The organism is Algoriphagus limi, assembly GCF_024919275.1.
Classification (GTDB): domain Bacteria; phylum Bacteroidota; class Bacteroidia; order Cytophagales; family Cyclobacteriaceae; genus Algoriphagus; species Algoriphagus limi.
Genome location: NZ_JANWGH010000001.1, coordinates 595,722 through 611,893, shown reverse-complemented (window position 1 = coordinate 611,893; position 16,172 = coordinate 595,722). Strand labels below are relative to the sequence as shown.

Here is a 16,172-nt window from a genome sequence, read left to right as displayed (position 1 = left end):
GCCGAAGGCATATCTTGAGAAGCGCAGCTGAGCCTATTTCTAAGTATTTCACCGAAGGTATATCTTGCCGCAGGCGTATCTCACGGACGAAGTGAGTGTATCTTGCGACCGCAGGGAGCATATTTCGCCACAGGCGTATTTCGGGAACGAAGTGACCTTATTTCGCCGAAGGCATATTTCACGAAGCGAAGCTGAGTATATTTCACGAAGCGCAGCGAAGCCTATTTCGCCAAAGGCGTATTTCCCCAAATGGAGTTTAATCTTTCAATTTTTCCTACTATTTTGTTCCTTTTTACAAGGAGGAAAAAACTACATGCTACTTAGTAAACTGGAGATCAAGGGATTTAAGAGTTTTGGCGATCGGATGGTGATCAACTTCGACAAAGGGATTACCGGTGTCGTCGGTCCTAATGGTTGCGGAAAATCCAATGTCGTCGATGCAATTCGCTGGGTTTTGGGTGAGCAAAAAACCCGCATGCTGCGCTCCGATAAGATGGAAAACGTCATTTTCAACGGAACCAAAAACCGCAAACCCTCCAACCTGGCCGAAGTATCTCTGACCTTTGAAAATACCAAAAACCTCCTCCCTACTGAGTACACGCATGTCACTATCACCCGGCGCTACTACCGCTCCGGTGAAAGTGAATACCAAATCAACGGCGTCACCTGCCGATTGAAGGATATCACCAATCTCTTTATGGATACGGGGATCAACTCCAATTCCTATGCTATCATCGAGCTAAAGATGATCGACGAACTGCTAAACGATAAGAACAACTCCCGTCGGGAGCTTTTCGAAGAGGCAGCTGGAATCTCCAAATTCAAAACCCGTAAAAAAGAAACCCTCCGCAAGCTGGAGGACACCGATGCAGACTTGGATCGGGTAGAAGATTTACTCTTCGAAATCGAGAAAAACCTCAAGTCCCTGGAAAAGCAGGCTCGACAAGCTTCCAAATACTTTGAGATCAAAGCAGAATACAAAACGGCCAGCATCAATCTAGCCAAGAAGAGCATCGAGAAGTACACCCAATCCTTACTCGATAACAATCGCAAAATTCAGGAGGAAACGGATCGCAAACTGCAAATCCAAACCCAGATCGCCGATCAGGAAGCGCTGCTATCCCAACTTAAAACCGAACTTATCGCCAAGGAAAAACTCCTGGCTTCCAGACAGCGCACGCTCAACGAGCATGTCAATAAAATCCGCTCCTTCGAGTCGGAAAAGAAAATCAAAAACGAGCGCCTTCGATTTTTGGAGGACCGTTCCCAAAAATTGCGGGAGCAAATCGAAGCCGACCGCAAGTCCAATGATCGGGCTGGCTTCTCCATTCGTTCCCTGCAGCAGGAAATGGAATCTGCCGAAAAGCTCTTGGCTGAAAAGGAATTCATCGTCTCCGAATTACGAGAGGCTTATGATTCCCAAAAGCTAATCCAAACGGAAAAGCAGCAGCAGCAAAAAAGCCTGCAGACCCGCTACGAGCAGCTTAAGGAGCGGGTCTATCAGCTCAACAAGGACTTGGAGATCAAACAAATTCAGCTTTCCACTCTCAAGCAGGAATTGGAGCGAACCTCTTCGGATGATTCTAACCAAGAAGCTTCCCTCGTGGACTTCGAAGCCAAAATGGTGGATATCAAACACGAACTTGATCAGGAAATCAAGGAATTCGAAGTACTGAAAAGCAAACAGGAAGATCTCGATCAAAAGATCGAAGAGTCCAGCCGCGTGATCGAGATGATCCGGGAGGAACTCACCACTACTTCCCGCAAGCTGGATTCCAAGCAAAACGAATACAACCTCACCAAGTCCTTGGTGGAAAATCTGGAAGGTTTTCCAGAAGCCATCAAATTCCTCAAGAAAAATTCCACCTGGGCGAAGGATGTGCCCCTCCTCTCCGATCTCCTCACTACGGATGAAAAATACCGGGTGACCATCGAGAATTACTTGGAGGGATACATGAATTACTATGTGGTGGAAACCGAAGCGCAGGCCATCGCGGCTATTCAATTGCTTTCGGATGCTTCCCGAGGCAAGGCCAACTTCTTTGTCTTGGAGCATTTTGAGCGGTTCAAACCCAGCCCTACCAAGCTTTTCTCCAATGCCATCGCTGCCACGGAGATCATCGAATTCGATGTCAAATACAGCCGTCTGATCAATTTCATCCTGGACAATGTCTACATAGTGCAGGGGGATTACAAGGATTTTCCGACGGATAGCGAGGCCGTCTTTATTTCCGAAAGCGGCAAATTCACCAAGCGTCAGTTCTCCCTTTCCGGAGGTTCGGTGGGTCTTTTCGAAGGAAAAAGAATAGGCCGGGCCAAAAACCTGGAAAAGCTAGACAAGGAGATCAAAGACTTGAATAAAAAGGTGTCGGCTACCCGCGCCAACTTGGACCAAAAGCTTTCCGAGCTCTCCAAGCTGAAGGAGATTTCTTTCAAAAAACAAATCGAGGAAAAGCAGGCCCAACTCAATGAGCTCAATCAATCCTATGTGTCCATCCGCACCAAAAAGGAACAATTGGCGGAACTCCTTTCCTCCAATGCCAACAAGCGGGAGGATATTCTGGATCGTATCGCCGAACTCGAAGAGAGTTTGACCGATATTCAACCTACCCTGCTGGATGAGCGGGCCGAGTTTGAGTCTTTGGCACAGGACCTCGATATCCTGACCGAGGAAGTGGAAAAGGAATCGCAGGTGCTTTCCGAAAAATCCCAGGCCTACAATCAGGAAAACATCCTTTACCATCAGCAACTCAACCGGGTCAATAGCCTCAATCAGGAAATCGAATTCAAGCAAAACGCTTACGAATCTTCTAAGGAGCGCATCGAAAAATCCCAGCAGGAATTGATGCATCTGGATTCTGAGATTCGAAGTTTGCTGGAAAACAATGAGGTGCAGGACGAGGAACTGATCGAACTGTATGCGGAAAAGGAAGGAATCGAACAGGGCGTGACCGAGGCCGAAAAGGATTACTATGGCAGCCGAGGCTTGATCGATGAGACCGATCAAAAGATCCGCAGCCTGCAAAAGTCCAAAGAAAGCCATGACCTGCTCTTGCAGGAACTGCAGCAAAGCATCAACGAGATCAAGCTAAAAATGACCTCCATGAAGGAGAGGCTCAGCGTGGAATTCGAACTGGACTTGGATCAATTGATGGAAGAAAATCCAGCACTGGATCAAGAATTTGTGGATTTTTCCGAAGAAGATCTCCGCAATCTGGTGCAAAAGCATAAGGACAAACTGGAAAAGATCGGCCCTATAAACCCCATGGCCATGGAGGCTTACGACGAGATCAAGGAGCGCCATACCTTTATCCAAAGCCAAAAGGAAGACCTGGTCAAGGCCAAAGAATCCCTGCTCACCACCATTTCCGAGATCGATCAGGTCGCCAAGGAGACTTTCCTGGATGCCTTCGGCAAAATCAAGGAAAACTTCGTGAAGGTCTTCCGCTCCCTTTTTACCGAGCAGGACGACTGCGATATCAAGCTCACCGACCCGGACAATCCTTTAGAGTCCAGCATCGAGATCATGGCCAAGCCGAAGGGCAAGCGTCCGCTGACCATCAATCAGCTTAGCGGTGGGGAAAAGACTCTGACGGCCACTTCCCTGCTTTTTGCCATCTACCTGCTGAAGCCGGCCCCCTTCTGTATCTTCGACGAGGTGGATGCCCCGCTGGACGATGCCAACATCGACAAGTTCAATCAGATCATTCAGAAATTCAGCGAGGAGAGCCAGTTTATCATCGTGACGCACAACAAGCGCACCATGGCCAGCACCGATATCATCTATGGCATTACCATGATCGAGGCAGGTGTTTCACGAGTTGTGCCTGTGGATTTAAGGGAGTTGGCGTAGGGAAAAATTACCTCATTTTTATTTAAATGGATTTTTAGTTTTGCTTCAAACTAACATCTTTAGTATTGTTTATTAAACGAGAAGTATTTTTACGATGAAGTGCATTAAAATTTCATCTAGGTTTTTAAAGAAAAAATTGGCCAAGATCATTTTAAATTCTTGACATGTTTATCCCGGGTCAAATATATAAACGTTCAGAAATTCATGATAAATATGGAGGAAACAGGCAGAGCGGAATTTGTCCATCTACCCAAGGACCTTATATTTTTATTTTTTCAGGTTCCCAAGGAAATCAGCACGGATATAAGGATCAGTGGGTGAATGATAACGTCTACTCTTACACAGGAGAAGGTCAAGTAGGTGATATGGAGTTTACAAGAGGGAATTTAGCATTATACAATCATAGAGATTCAGGAAAAAGAGTATTTCTATTTGAATATGTTCAGCGAGGATGGGTTCGTTTTGAATCAGAATTAGAATTTTATGACGCTGATTTTTTTGAAACTCCAGATCGAAATGGAAATAATAGGATTGGAATAAAATTCTTCTTCAATAAGATTGGAGCAAGACCCACTTATCAACCAGAGCAATTGAAATTGGATTTGGCAGCTGAAATGCAAAGAGGTAAATATGAAATCAGGATACCTAATTCTACAGAAAGAGAAGGCTTGGTAACTTCCAGAGTTGGTCAAGGAGCCTACAGAAAAGGTATAATCCATCGCTGGAATTATAAATGTGCAGTGACTGACTTTAATGATCCAAGAATTTTAATAGCGTCTCATATTATACCTTGGAAAGAAGCTAATGACGATCAAAGATTAGATATAGATAATGGAATTTTACTCTCTCCAACTTATGACGCATTATTCGATCGCCATCTAATCAGCTTTGAAAATTCAGGAAAAATTATTCTTTCAGAACAAATTGCCTTTGATGATTTTAAGAAAATTGGAGTAAATGGAAAAGAAAAAATTTCAAATTTAAGTCAAGGGAATTTAGAGTATTTAGAAATTCACAGATCCAATTTATGAATTGGTAAATTCATTTCTATTTCAAAAATGAATCAACGGCCTAAAACAAAGACCCCATAAGTTTTGAAAAATAAAAATTTAGAAAAAATGAAAAATGTCTATTTATTATTTTTGGCTTTTTTTATCTCTTTTAGTGCCTTTTCTCAGGAGGAATTTGAGTATGTTTTAATTGACTCTCTAGATCAATCCAAAGAGGAGCTTTATTCTAAAGCAAGGTCATTTATGGCTTACTCTTTCAAGGATTCTAAATCTGTTATTCAAATGGATGATAAAGAGATTGGAAGAATTATAGGAAAAGGGAATATAACATTAAATACTAAAACAGGAATTTCTAAATATCCCAATATTTTAAATTTTACAATTACCATTGATGTAAGAGAGAATAGATATAGATGTATCATTAATGAAATATATCATGATGGTTTAAGAAACCAGAATGGCTTTGTCGGTGGTTTATTAACAAATGAAAAGCCAGATTGTGGATATATATTATTAACTAGAAATGCCTGGAGAGATATTAAGGAAGACGCTCCTAAATTATTTGAAGAGTTTTTAAAGGAATTCCAAAGCCATATGAACTCAAAATCAAAAGTCGATGATTTTTAAAATATATCCCAATTAAAAAAATTAAACACTAATAACAATGGAATTAATTATTGCAATTGCTTTTCTTGTCGCTTTCGTATTTGTCATGAGACTCTTTGGAGCTTGGATGTTAAGAATTGATGAAGTAATTAAGCTACAAAAAGAAATATTAAACGAATTAAAATTAATCAGGTCAAATCAGAAATAGTAAAGAAGTAGATATCGCTAACTACTTCAAAAATTGTAAATCTCACTCTCCGAACAACAACGCATAGTCGCCAAGTTGGATGAGTTGATGGCGTATTGCGATGAGTTAGAAGCAAGCATCAGGAAAGTCAGCAGCTAAATGAGTTGCTTTTGCAGCAGGTGTTACGGGAAGCTTTGGAGCCTGAGGAAGGAGTAATAAATTGATTTTTAGATTATGGATTTTACAAGCTTGATAGGTAGCCAAAACAAAATTCCAGAAATAGATCCTTCTATTTTTGATAAATATCATGAGGTTAATCGATTAATTATTATTGGAAATGGTTTTGATCTTGCTCATGGATTAAAGACGAGTTTTAAAGACTTTATTGAGGATTATTGCTTGCAGATACTTAATGGAATAAGAGAAGAAGGTTCATTCGAAGATAAGCTCATATCAGTGACTAACGGAGCAAGATTTCATCATCATTTTCCTGATTTTGATTCCTATTCGCCAAACATGGCATATAAAAAATTACGAGCCGCGATGAACGGCAAAGGTTTAGAAAGTAAAATTAAATCTGAATTACTGAAAAATATTTTTAGCGAAATTGAGGCAAAAACCTGGGCAGATATTGAATTGATTTTTTTTAAAATGCTTAAAGGAGCTGCACAGAATCCTAAAGCCGTGACGAAACTTAACATGGAAATGGATTTTTTGAAAAGCCTGCTTAAAAATTACCTACTAAAGGAAGTTGAAAAGAATAAGCCAAAACCCATTTCTAAAATTCACCAACAGTTCAAAGAGAAAATTAAAAAAAATCATTCACAGCCATTCACAGTACAAAAGGATAAAAATGTAAAATCCACATGTGTTTTAAATTTCAATTATACCAATACTCCAGAACTGTATTTTGGTGAGTTTTTGGAAGAAACTTATCAGCACATAAAAATTCATGGCGGATTGGATGGAAATGATATTTCCTCTCAAGGCCCAGTATTTGGTTTTGGGGATGAGCTAGACGAGGAGTATCTAAAATTTGAAAATATGGAGAACGATGAGCTATTCAAGCATATAAAATCCTTCAAATATCTTCAATTTCAAAGCTATCGAAGCCTATTGGAATTTATAGAAAGTAGTCCATTTCAGGTACAGGTATATGGACATTCACTCGGATTATCTGACAGAACTCTCCTGAATACCATTTTTGAACATGAAAATTGCATCTCGATAAAACTATTTTACCATAAAAGAGAAAATGGAGATGATTATGAGCAGAAGACATTTGCCATTTCCAGACACTTTAGGAGTAAGTCAGCTCTTCGATCGAAAGTGGTAAATAAGAAATATTCTGAACCAATGGGTCAAAAAACACATAACCAAAAATCATAAGAAAATGAAAAAATATTTTTTTTAGTCTTTTCGGTTTTAATATTATTCTGTTCTGACACAAACCAAATAGACGAAGAAATATCCATATTAGGAAAATAGTTTTATGATGGATATATAGTAAATGGATCCAATATCCCATATCAAAATAACGACAATTGCGGAAAAGACTATTTAGAATTTCGCCAAAACGGAACAATTGAAATCACAACCTTTTACAATTGTTCTGAATCAAAGAGGGTAATTTCTTATACAAAAAATGGTGATTTCATTATCGCTACAGATGGAAATAATACTCGATTAGGTATTATCGAAAATTTAACTTCTACAACCTTGTTTATGAAAATATCTTATGATTTTAATGAAGATGGGATTATAGATGAGATTATCGATAAATATTTAAGATAACAAAATAAACAAATAGTATTTAATCTATTTATCTAAATAAATTAAAAAACATAATGGAATCCCATATACCAGCATGAAAGTAATTTTAAAATCATCAGGATCTATCGAAAGTTTGGAAAACCCAGAATATTGAATAAAAACAAAAAAATAGAACTATTTATAACCACATAAAAGGTAAATTAAATTTTAAAATAATTAAAAATAAATATAAGACTTAATTGATAAATAAATGATCAAACAAATTAAGGCTGGAACAGCAATTTTATTCCTTATTTTTTGCATCGGATGTTCAAATAATCCTAGAAGTATCGCAGATGATATAATGAAAGATATTTCAAATGGAGATTTCACCTATTTACAAGGAGTAGATGGTGTGATTCTATATGACAAAGAATTTCGAACTACTGATCGAGTCCTTCGTCATATCACAAGTGAGGAAAATCGCCTGTACAACACCGAATCAGATATGTTTAGATTGCAAAGAATCATGTTCAATTTACCAAACAATATTTTATCTTATGATTTTCTAGATTCTTGGGACAATCCTGATAATAAATATTTAGAAATTGAGGATATAAGCACTCATTACTACTATGGGACAGAATACATGAACTTAATACATGATACTTATGATAAGTTTAAAAATGCAAAATTGAAGCAATGCCAAGAAAATCCTAGCTGCTATTTTGATGAAGAAAATGAATACATTAAATATGAAGAAACTGTTCCTGAAAAAAGATATTACTATAAAGCTATAACTACAGGCGGTATTTTTAAGGTTTCAATCTGTATGTATTTAATCAAGGATGAATGGAAGGTTGGAGCAATATTCAAGGAAAATATTTGAAAATAGAGGCACATACTAAGCGTAGATTGCCGCTACGCTATTTCAATTCTAAGAATTTGTAATTCTTACAAACAAATAGGGGTACTTCAGAAGTACCCTACCCTACCTCGGAAGTACCCCTACTCACTTGCCAAGTACCCCCTCCCACTTCAGAAGTCCTCGAGTTTGCCTTTTAGGTAAACTGACTGACCTCAGAGGCGAACTCACTGACCTTTTTGGTGAATTAGTTCACCTTTTTACTGAACTCACTCACCTTTTTGGTGAAATAGTTCGCCTTTTTACCGAACTCACTGACATTTTTGGCGAACTAGTTCTCCTCGGAGGTGAACTCGCTGGCCTTTTTACCGAACTAGTTCACCTTTTTGGTAAACTGACTCCCTTCTGAAGTACCCCCACTTCCCTTTTAGAATAAAAAGTCCATAAAAAAACCGAGCCCTTTCGGGCCCGGCAGTGTGTTAAGTATTAATAGGCTAGCATTTTTCATTCTAGTGGACCGGAAGAAGATCTTCTACCCTGTCCATTAAAGCGCTTGCGCAGGTCCTCATAGATGGCCTTTGCATCCGGGACATTGACCTTGGCGGCCTGCTTGACGGAATTGTAATAGCTCAGCGCGCTGATATACGCCTCCGAACCCGCCAGCATGGTTGTATCACTCAAGGTGTCCTGAATCTGCGTGCACAAGCGCAGCAGTGGAAGTAATCCGCTGATCGCCTCCCAGTCCTTGTCAAACTCCCCCTTATCTACAAAAGGAGGCAAAAACTGAGGATAGCTTTCCGCGTACTCGATGACCTTTCCTACGAAAGGTTCCGTGCCATCACTCATCTTCGGAATCGTCTTGCGCTGATCCGGAGTGAGGGCAATCACATAAGGTGCAAGGATTTGTTGCACCTGCTCCAGCGCCGCCTTTGCGGCCTGTAGATCCGCTGCTGGGATCTCGATGGAAATCTTGTTTTCCATAGTAAAAATAGTTTTTGTTAAAGAATAATTATTAAAAGGTCTAAAAAGTTAGTGCTTTTGAACTAAAGATGCAAATATTAGTTGATCTAGAAATAAAACCATTTAAATGAAATTATTTGATCAAAAATTCAATGGATTTTATGTTCAAATAATCTTTCGATTCATTTAAAACTTTACTATTAGAATTCACCCTATGAGTAAAAACGAGACTTGGAGAACGAGGAAGTATTGGGAAAAGGTAGGTGGCCTTTTGATTGAAGAATACAAAGCTATAAGAAGGGATAAAAATCAAGGCCAACGTTTATTAGATGCCGTAATTGTATTAAACGAAGACAATAGAATACATCATGAAAATTATTATGATGTAGAAGGAAAGGATATTATCGTTATTCAAACAAAAGCTACACGGTTAGGAATGTATTTATTGGGTCAAGCCTATTTCAGCAAATTATTAATGGAACGGTTTAACCCAAAGTCGATAAGAAGTGTGGCAATTTGTGGTAAGGGAGATATCATTATGGAGCAGTTTGCCAAAAACCATGACATTGAAGTGGTAGTTTTAGATTAAAACTTTTAGACTGCCTGCCCTTCGGGAGGCATGCTTCGCCCTACGGGACTCGCAGTGACGATCTTTCAGCTACAACTGAAATATCTCCAAATAACCGCTTTGCCAACGTGTGTGGTGGGAGGATTTGGCCCTGCCTGCAGCAGGCAGGAGCAGGGTGTGCGCAAGCCATGTGGGCTGAAGCTTGGCCAAATCTTGACCTTTTGGTTCTTTTGGGGCAAAGCCTGCCCCGATTATTTCGGAGGCAAAAGAACAATAAAAATCGTTTCCATCTTGCTGGCACCAATCCAACATTTCCAAACAAAATATCCTACGCCAGCGCTGGGGAATCCGTAGAACTCATTTACCCCGGGTTAAAACCCCGGCCTGCCTGCCGGTAGGCAGGGCTACCAAAGTAACGCTCCTATGGAGCTATTTAAAATTCTAGGCTTTGCCAACGTGTGCGGTGGGCCGACGCAGCCCTGCCTGCGGCAGGCAGGAGCGGGCCATGTGTTGGGTTTGCGCGAGGAAGCTTTGCTGCGTCTTGGCTTTTTGATTCTTTTTTGCCAAAGCCTGCCCCGATTATTTCGGGGAAAAAAGAATGAAGAAATCGTTTCCATCTTTCTGGCACCTATTTCCCATTTCCAAACCTAGAATCCTGCACCAGTGCTGGGATATTACTGATCATTATACCCCGGGTTAAAACCCGAGCCTGCCTGCCGGATAGGCAGGTCTTCACGCACGGAACCAAATGCTAGTAGCTATTCGGGATTTGCAATCCCGAATCTTTCATAAGGTTACCTTATAAACCCTCAGTTGAAACATCAAAGGACAATACATTTTGACTCTGCTGCTTCCCCCTTGTACCATTGACATAAAGATTGATCAGAATGATTGATCCAAAGACCAGCGGAAGCAATAAGATACTTCCTTCTGCACCAAACTCTCCCCCACTCAGCCAATCTGGTCCGATAGGGTGCTGGGAAATTAGAGAAGGAGACTTATGCCCACTCGAGGCAAACCCGAAGATGGAAGCTTGGAAAAAATTCCAACCAAGGTGTAGACCTATTGGCATCCAAAGTTGCTGAGTCTTTAAATAGGCATAGACCAATTGAAGTGTAATTATGATAATCATCACCGTACTCAATACAGTAGCACTTGGGTTTCCGGCATGAATTAAAGCAAAGACCAGGGTAGATATCGTAATGGCCCATTTGAGATTTAAGCCCTCCCTAATATTTTGGAATATTATACCTCTAAAAAAAAGCTCTTCCCACCATGCAACTACCATAAATCTCCAGATCAGAGCAAGAACAGCTGGGATCACTGCAATACTCAGTGAAGCTGAATCCACACCCTCGGTCCACCAGCTCAACCCATCAAATTCTATCAAACCAACATTGAGCATGACTGCGAAAACAAGGAGCATAACTAAAGCACTATTTGCTACCCCGAATAGTAGATCCAGCAAGGCCTGCTTATTGAGATTCAAACCTAAGGAAGCAAGGCTTTTCCTGTCAAAATATTTTCTCCCTAGGTAGGCAGCTATGGTTGCCGAAATTCCAAGAACTGTAAACCAAAGCGTACCTGCAGCTTTTAAGGAACCATTGATTGCTCTTACCGTTTCGCCTAGCGCTATATTAAGACCTATTAGGATAGCAAAGGTCAACAGTATTCTCCATCCAGCCTTTAGGCGTTTTGTAGATGGGTTAATGAATATATTTTTCATAAATAATGTGCTTTCTAAATTGAGAAAAGGTTGTTGGAAATTATTTAAGATCTCTTTTTCAATAGGGTCTACCCAATCTTATTTGTTCTGAGAAAGCGATTTAACAGCCTGCTCATTCTTTTCATAGAAAGCATATTCCTGATCCAAAAAATCGAGATATGATTGCCCCAAGGCATAATCGATATTATCCCCATACAGGATCAAAATCCCTTCTAAGGGCTCTTGATATGGATTGTATAGTACATGAGATACATAAGGTCCTACAAATACACTCATCCCTGGTTCCAGATCGATTTCCTCTTCCCCAATTTGTGCTTTTCCCTTCCCTTTGGTAATGATAAAAAGGTTAGGCACCTGACCTTTATCCAATCCACGGTCTCCATTGGCAACCTCATCAGTCCCAAGGGTAAACCAACTGATCCGCTTGTCTTTCATCGTATATAGCGCAACAAGTTGAGCACCATGACTTGGAAGTGAGCTGTCACGACTAAATCGCGTCACCTCTCCTGGATTGGTTTTCCAGAAATGCTCAAGTGTCTGATAAGCAATAGCAGTGGCACCTTGGCTGGATTGATAGCCATCCATATCCAATATATCCAAAGCGGTAACGTCTGCGGGAGTAGATTTTGCTACTGCAGTCGTTGCCGTCCACTCCATGCGCTCAATTTTTTCTAGAACAGATTGATCTACAAAACGGAAATACCAGGTAGGAATAGAAGGTTGTCCTTTTGACAAAGTAACTTCATGGGGGCCAAAATTATGAAAGGTGTATTGCTTGTTTTTCCCTACCAAGTAAGGCTCCTGAAATCGCCTAACCGAAACGGTCCACCACTCATCTCCTACCTTGATTCCGAAAGTAGTGGAAAGTGCCATGGGATCGGTTTTATAACTCTCTACAAAATTTTGAAGAGATTCCTCAATGGAGGAAGTTTGAGCGTGCAAAGAATAGGTTCCTAGGAAAAAGCAAAGTCCTAAGAACAAGTGAAATAGAGTTTTTGTAGTCTTCATAGTTTTTGGATTTGTTTGCTGCTAGTTACGCTATCCAATTGCTCGAAGACGAATTTTTAAGGGCCTTTGTGGTGAAATTTGGCTATTTGTGGTGAATGAAACTCAATCGAAGTTTTTCATTTTCATTATCGCCGCATGAACACTATCCCGGTAGGATTTAGAAACGGATATGGGATGGGTGACAAAGTTTAAATACAGTTTCATATCAGAGCCATCTGAGATCGCTCTTACAAGGTAGAGGTTGACCAAATACGAACGATGGCATCGCACCAGATAAGGAGATTGGATTTTATCAACCTGTTCTGAAAGAGAAGTCCTAATAAGACTTTTCCCTAAACCTGTCTCTTTTTTATAAATAAGCTCCACATAGTTGTTCTGAGCCTGTGCATAAATAAAATCCTTTATGGAAATAATCAGTTTGTCATTGACACCACTTCCCTGAAAATGGATCATTTGGTCGGCAGGAATAGAAGTTGTTTTGTTGCTAAGAATCTGCTGGTAAGCTTGATTTAAATTTTGATAGCGGAAATAAAAAAATGTCCCCACGGTAGGGAAAATAAGAACCGAGGCAATATCCAAAACAAACTCCACCCAACTTCCAAAAGATAGATCATGCCAATTCCCTAAATAATTATAAAGCAAAAAGATACCAGTCCCAAGAAAAATAAAGGACCAAATCGTCCACGCAATTATTCTTCCTAAAGTTACTTTGGTGAAAACCATAGGGCGAATCAGAAATTCATTAAAAAGGGAAAGCGTAAAAGTCTTTACCATAATTAGGGTAAGGATACCTATAAACTGTAGGGTAAAAATTCTAGTAGGCGAGTAATCATTCACCCCAAAAGGTTGAAAAATCAATAGGAAAAACATAAAAAAAATTGCCACTGCCAAAGCAAGGGTCAGCTTGTAGGAACGAAGATTAAAAAAGCTATAATCTGCAGTCATCAAGTCAATATAGAATTTTTCCGGGGACCTAGAGCACATGTCCCAATTTTTATCGGGATGGTTCTTTTTGGTCAAAGCCTGCCCCGATTAGTTCAGGAAAAAATGAACGAAAAAAATCCGTTTCCATCTTGCTGGCACCTATCCCCCATTTTCAAACAAAAAATCCTGTGCCAGCGCTGGGGAATTCGTAGATCTCATTTACCCCGGGTTAAAACCCGGGGCTACAAAAAATTAAACTCCTCCGGAGTTATTACGAATCCTAGGTTTTGCCAACGTGTGCGGTGGGCTGACGCAGCCTTGCCTGCAGCAGGCAGGCGCGAGGTGTGCGTAGGGCAAGTGGGTGGAAGCTTAGCTGCGTCTTGTCCCGATTTTTATCGGGGCAATTCTTGACCTTTTGGTTCTTTTGCGTCAAGGCAAAAGTTTGATTTGTTTCTTTATCATGATGGCCATTCAGAAGTTATATCTGTAACCAAAAAATCTAACGTAGCTCGTAGCTGATTAAGCTTTGTACCCGCTCATAATCGCTCTTTAGATATTCGCCTAAGGAGTTTGTATAATAATAAAGTGTTCGGATTTCAGTAATCCCGATACCTTTTCCAAAGGTATAGACCCGAACCCTCACACTGGTGTTGGGATTAATAATGGAATCCTTTGCATAAATGTAATCCCGACTATTAATTCTCTTTTTGCCCCCTATCATAAATTGATATGCGGGCACCGTTCCATCTCGTTGGGATAAAAGAAATTGTTCTGAATTTTCTCGGGATATATAACGAGTCGTTAGAAATTCTCCTACAACATTATAAATATTGCTGTCTGAACCTATATACATAATTTGGTAGGCTCCATCATAAGAAGGAGAACTACTGGAAATATCAATCCTGCCATCACCCATGGTGTAGGTAATGTAAAAAGGAGAAGAGCTTGTACCGTCAGAATAAACCTGTTTCACCTCATAGTTCCATACGTTCCCCTTCAAAATTGGGAAATAGTGTATTGCCATCTCAGGAGTCCTAGGCTCTTGATCTTCACAGGATGTGAAAACAAAAAGCATCAGAAGAGAAGAAATGAATGTGATGATGGATCTATATATGATTGAATTCGGGTCCATTTTCCCAATAACTAGATTTCCTCTGGTTGTATGTTAAAATACAGTAATTCAAAAGGATAGCCAACGAAAATGCTCAGGACAATAGCTGATGATTGTCAGGGAAAAATGGTAAATTAAAAATATTCCTAAAGCCTAATCTCATGAAATCTATTGTTTTCCTTTTTGTATGCCTTTGCATTTTTAGCTCTTGCAAGACCTATCAATCTATCAGGCATGAAGACCATCATGCAGCATCTGAAAAGAATCACGATGAAGTCATTATAAGTAGTCTTTTGACTTTGGAAAAGGATTCAAAGATCAAGGTGATTAGTAAATCAGGTACGGAATTAAGGTTAAAATACATTTCTTATTCCAGGGATACATTGTATGCGAATTACAACCTACCCAAGAATAAGTTTCCAGTTAAGGTCCCTATCCAGGAAATCGAGGAAATAAAAGTTTTGAAGTCCGATGTCAAGACCACAGTGATTCTTTCAGCAGTGGGTTTAGGCGGGTTTATATTGATTACAGCAGTAAGTTTTTCAAACTTTGCCCCTGATATAGGAATTCCATTTTAAGTAAAAATCAATTACAGAATAAAAGCCTTCAAATATGAAAGACATAAAAAAAATCACAATCTTCCTTTCAATGGTGCTTTTGCTTTCACAATGCAAAACCTATCAGCCAATGGGATCAAAAAATTCACAAGAACTTTCTGATGAGAATCAAACAGCGATTATTATAAGGAATCTATCGACCTTAGAAAAGGATGAAAAAATTCAAATCCTAAGTAAATCAGGGAGAGAAATGGAATTAAGATATCAGTCCCATTCCAGTGACACATTGTATGCAAATTACAACCTGCCCAAAAATAAATTCCCTACAAAAATTGCAATTGATGAAATTGAAGAATTAAGGGTTAAAAAAATCGATCCTTTGGGAACTATAATTGTTTCTGGCTTAGGAATTACATCTATTTTAATTATGATAGGCACATTATATTCAAACATGCAGTTTGGTGGATTTTCAATTTAGGCCAATAGCCTTCACAATCTCATAGTTAATCAAAAAAATGATTATATCACATCGGCATTTCCATCTTGCTGGCACTAATTCAACGTCTCCAAACAAAAAATCCCACGCCAGCGCTGGGGAAATAATGAACCTTATAACCCGGGGTTAAAACCCCGGGCTACCAATGTTACGCTCCTACGGAGCTATTTAAAATTCTAGGCTTTGCCAACGTGTGCGGTGGGCCGACGCAGCAGCGGGCCATGCGTTGGGTTTGCGCGAGGAAGCTTTGCTGCGTCTTGACTTTTTGATTCTTTTTTGTCAAGAAAAAAGAATGAAGAAATCTTTTCCATCTTGCTGGCACCAAGCCACGTTTCCAAACCAAAAACCCTGCGCCAGCGCTTGTCTATTAGGCGCCTTTTATCCAGGGGTTGAAACCCCTGGCTATTGATAATTTCGCTCCTTCGGAGCTTTTGGATTTCAGTAATTTCTGCCACCATTCGTCCTTGCCTTTGAAGCAGTCAGGTCTATACGAACAGTTTAATCCCCTTACCTATTAAAAAATTAAATCCCTATGAAGCTTTTTAGAGC

The 16,172-nt window shown here is 39.8% G+C and carries 15 protein-coding genes; 9 read left to right on the top strand and 6 right to left on the bottom strand.

Features of this window, described 5'->3' with window-relative positions:
* Positions 1-313 precede the first annotated feature (313 nt).
* From smc to NY014_RS02600, 5 genes are all read left to right on the top strand, one after another.
* A complete protein-coding gene (smc, locus tag NY014_RS02620) occupies positions 314-3,853 on the top strand; it encodes a chromosome segregation protein SMC (RefSeq protein ID WP_259412978.1) in 3,540 nt (1,179 codons plus the stop codon).
* A gap of 164 nt (positions 3,854-4,017) precedes the next feature.
* Positions 4,018-4,884 carry an HNH endonuclease gene (locus tag NY014_RS02615; protein WP_494337109.1) on the top strand — a complete coding sequence of 289 codons (867 nt, stop codon included), beginning with the start codon at positions 4,018-4,020 and terminating at the stop codon, positions 4,882-4,884.
* A gap of 63 nt (positions 4,885-4,947) precedes the next feature.
* Complete coding sequence (locus NY014_RS02610) at positions 4,948-5,490, top strand: DUF4468 domain-containing protein (RefSeq protein WP_259412976.1); 543 nt, start codon at positions 4,948-4,950, stop codon at positions 5,488-5,490.
* A 400-nt stretch (positions 5,491-5,890) separates the two neighbouring features.
* The gene (locus tag NY014_RS02605) at positions 5,891-7,045 is read left to right on the top strand and encodes an AbiH family protein (RefSeq protein ID WP_259412975.1); all 1,155 of its coding nucleotides are present in this window, start codon (positions 5,891-5,893) and stop codon (positions 7,043-7,045) included.
* Positions 7,046-7,679: 634 nt separating this feature from the next.
* The gene (locus NY014_RS02600; RefSeq protein WP_259412974.1) at positions 7,680-8,297 is read left to right on the top strand and encodes a hypothetical protein; all 618 of its coding nucleotides are present in this window, start codon (positions 7,680-7,682) and stop codon (positions 8,295-8,297) included.
* Between the two features lie 480 nt (positions 8,298-8,777).
* On the opposite strand, the gene NY014_RS02595 is transcribed toward NY014_RS02600, so the two are convergent.
* Positions 8,778-9,254, bottom strand: coding sequence for a hypothetical protein (locus NY014_RS02595; protein WP_259412973.1), 477 nt, complete (start codon positions 9,252-9,254; stop codon positions 8,778-8,780).
* A gap of 193 nt (positions 9,255-9,447) precedes the next feature.
* Between NY014_RS02595 and NY014_RS02590 the strand changes: the two genes are divergently transcribed.
* Together NY014_RS02590 and NY014_RS02585 are read left to right on the top strand one after the other, a co-directional pair.
* A complete protein-coding gene (locus NY014_RS02590; RefSeq protein WP_259412972.1) occupies positions 9,448-9,822 on the top strand; it encodes a hypothetical protein in 375 nt (124 codons plus the stop codon).
* A gap of 402 nt (positions 9,823-10,224) precedes the next feature.
* Complete coding sequence (locus NY014_RS02585) at positions 10,225-10,452, top strand: hypothetical protein (RefSeq protein WP_259412971.1); 228 nt, start codon at positions 10,225-10,227, stop codon at positions 10,450-10,452.
* Positions 10,453-10,600: 148 nt separating this feature from the next.
* Here the strand turns inward: NY014_RS02585 and NY014_RS02580 are convergent, their stop codons facing one another.
* From NY014_RS02580 to NY014_RS02565, 4 genes are all read right to left on the bottom strand, one after another.
* Entirely contained in the window at positions 10,601-11,527 is a 927-nt protein-coding gene (locus NY014_RS02580) for a CPBP family intramembrane glutamic endopeptidase (protein ID WP_259412970.1), read from the bottom strand.
* Positions 11,528-11,605: 78 nt separating this feature from the next.
* Positions 11,606-12,535: a cupin domain-containing protein gene (locus tag NY014_RS02575; RefSeq protein WP_259412969.1), complete on the bottom strand. Its 930-nt coding sequence runs from the start codon at positions 12,533-12,535 to the stop codon at positions 11,606-11,608.
* Between the two features lie 102 nt (positions 12,536-12,637).
* Positions 12,638-13,480, bottom strand: coding sequence for a LytTR family DNA-binding domain-containing protein (locus NY014_RS02570; RefSeq protein WP_259412968.1), 843 nt, complete (start codon positions 13,478-13,480; stop codon positions 12,638-12,640).
* 478 nt (positions 13,481-13,958) lie between these two features.
* Positions 13,959-14,591, bottom strand: coding sequence for a hypothetical protein (locus tag NY014_RS02565; protein ID WP_259412967.1), 633 nt, complete (start codon positions 14,589-14,591; stop codon positions 13,959-13,961).
* Between the two features lie 140 nt (positions 14,592-14,731).
* On the opposite strand from NY014_RS02565, the gene NY014_RS02560 reads away from it, so the two are divergent.
* Together NY014_RS02560 and NY014_RS02555 are read left to right on the top strand one after the other, a co-directional pair.
* Positions 14,732-15,148, top strand: a complete 417-nt coding sequence (locus NY014_RS02560; RefSeq protein ID WP_259412966.1) for a hypothetical protein — start codon at positions 14,732-14,734, stop codon at positions 15,146-15,148.
* A 34-nt stretch (positions 15,149-15,182) separates the two neighbouring features.
* Entirely contained in the window at positions 15,183-15,605 is a 423-nt protein-coding gene (locus tag NY014_RS02555; RefSeq protein ID WP_259412965.1) for a hypothetical protein, read from the top strand.
* Between the two features lie 194 nt (positions 15,606-15,799).
* On the opposite strand, the gene NY014_RS02550 is transcribed toward NY014_RS02555, so the two are convergent.
* On the bottom strand, positions 15,800-16,081 hold the full coding sequence (locus tag NY014_RS02550) for a hypothetical protein (protein ID WP_259412964.1): 282 nt from the start codon (positions 16,079-16,081) through the stop codon (positions 15,800-15,802).
* Positions 16,082-16,172 lie beyond the last annotated feature (91 nt).